This is a genomic window from Endozoicomonas sp. YOMI1, from assembly GCF_024606345.1.
Taxonomy (GTDB): domain Bacteria; phylum Pseudomonadota; class Gammaproteobacteria; order Pseudomonadales; family Endozoicomonadaceae; genus Endozoicomonas.
On record NZ_JAHHPM010000171.1, the window covers coordinates 1 to 2,103 of the forward strand.

The following is a 2,103-nucleotide window of genomic DNA, read 5'->3' on the forward strand; positions in this document are numbered from 1 at the left end:
ACCTGCCCGATGGGAGCGGTATGAATCGAGAGGTTCACGTACCGTTCTGCGAGGGACTGGCGGGGAAGTTCCGCCGGTCTACTCTCCATAACAAATGTCGTTTATGGTGATAAAAAAGTTATTTGCACAATGAAAGACCTGACCTTGGCTTTCGGCAGCGTTTTTTCAGAGAACGTGTTCAGCAACAATAAATCGAGGATGCTTGGGTTTATAAGGCGGCCTCTTAGGGTAGACATTAAGGAATTCTTCCTGATAGTACTATTGTCCATTCTTTCTTTAGCTTCTGCGAACGAGTGCAGTCGGGTTGGTTTCTACGTGTTGCGGGTCTTGAATTGAAACCACGAAGCACACGAAGAGCACAAAGAAGAGCTTTTCTTTTCCTTTGTGCTCTTCGTGTGCTTCGTGGGTCAAAGCTTTTGCTTCTGGAATTAATAGGTAGATGTTTAATGTCTATCGTTAGAATCATGCATAACAAATGCCGTTTATGGTGATAAAAAAGTTATTTGCACAATGAAATACCTGACCTTGGCTTTTAAGCTACTTAGCTTTTAAGGCTTTTCATAAACAATGCGCCCTCCCACCCCATAGCCCTATCCATGCCATAATACTGGCAACTAGCGATAACAGTCAGGAACACTAGCAACATGGAACACTATGACTTGTTACTTGCCCGTGTTGGTGAATTACTGGAGGCCGGGCGCAGAGAAGCCAGGCAAAAAATAAACGCAGCACTGGTAGAAACCTATTGGCATATCGGGCGGCACATTGTCGAATTCGAGCAGCAGGGCGAACACACGGCCCAATATGGAAAGCAATTACTGGATCTTTTGTCCAAAGACCTGAAGCAGCGTTATGGCAAAGGCTTCAGCCGAAGCAATATCTACCAGATGCGGCAATTGTATCTCTGTTACCCAAAAATCCAGACACTGTCTGGAAAATTGGGCTGGTCTGTCTATTGCGAGTTACTTTGCGTTTCTGAGCCCCTGGCCCGGTCTTTCTATGAAAAACAGTGCCTTGTGGAGAACTGGTCCGTACGTGAACTCAAGCGGCAGATTAACTCGGGCCTGTTTGAACGGCTGGCTATCAGCACCGATAAGAAAGGGGTTTTAGCGCTCTCCAATGACGGTCATCAGCCAACCGCTCCAGCGGATCTGGTGAAAGATCCTTATGTGTTTGAATTCCTGAACCTTCCTGAGCGCAAGCAATACAGCGAAAAGCAGCTTGAAAACCAGCTGGTTGATAAGTTGGCCCAGTTCCTCCTGGAGTTGGGCAAAGGGTTTGCCTTTATTGCCCAGCAATACCGGGTGACGCTCAATAATACCCATTACTATGTTGATTTGCTGTTTTACCACCGCATCCTGAAGTGTTTTGTACTGATTGACCTGAAACTGGGCAAGGTCAGCCATCAGGATATCGGGCAGATGAACCTGTATCTCAATTATTTCAAAAAAGAAGAAAATACCGAGGGTGACCATGAACCTATTGGTATTGTTCTTGTAGCAGATAAAGACGAGATACTGGTTGAATATGCTACTGGCTCGATATCTAACCAGATTTTTGTTTCACGTTATAAAACTCACCTGCCTGATCGCAAAGAGTTAGCCCGTGAGCTGGCGTTGTTGCTGAAGGAAGGTGATTGATTTTTTTTGAACCACGAAGCACACGAAGAGCACAAAGGAAAAGATAAGATAAGATTTTTTCTTTTCTTTGTGCTCTTCGTGTGCTTCGTGGTTCCAATTCAAGACCCGCGGTACCCGGAAACCAACCCGCCTGCACTCGATCGCAGAAGCTAAAAAGAATAATGAACAATAGTCCTATCAAGAAGAATTCCTTAATGTCTACCCTAAGAACTATTGTTGAAGCGCGTGGTGCCTGATACGTGGTTCGCGTTCCGTTATCCGTAGACGCTTTTTCAGAGACCGGTGTACAGTCCAATGGCACTGACTTAAGGGTGAAAGCCTTGTCATACGTGGGTTTTAAGGCACCCGGCGATTGGAACCACAAAGCGCACAAAGAGCACAAAGGAAAAGAAAAGCTCTTCTTAGTGCTCTTTGCCGTGAAAATAAATTGGAAGTCGCTGTTTACAAGGGCTCCAAGGAGAGA

The 2,103-nt window shown here is 45.6% G+C and carries 1 protein-coding gene; it reads left to right on the forward strand.

Annotated elements, in window-relative coordinates:
- Positions 1-644: 644 nt before the first annotated feature.
- A complete protein-coding gene (locus KDK15_RS05910; protein WP_257294440.1) occupies positions 645-1,640 on the forward strand; it encodes a PDDEXK nuclease domain-containing protein in 996 nt (331 codons plus the stop codon).
- The last annotated feature ends 463 nt before the right edge of the window (positions 1,641-2,103 follow it).

What these genes read in the sequence shown, in the direction of transcription:
- KDK15_RS05910 (WP_257294440.1), top strand. Translation starts at nt 645, where the DNA reads ATGGAACACTATGACTTGTTACTTGCCCGTGTTGGTGAATTACTGGAG.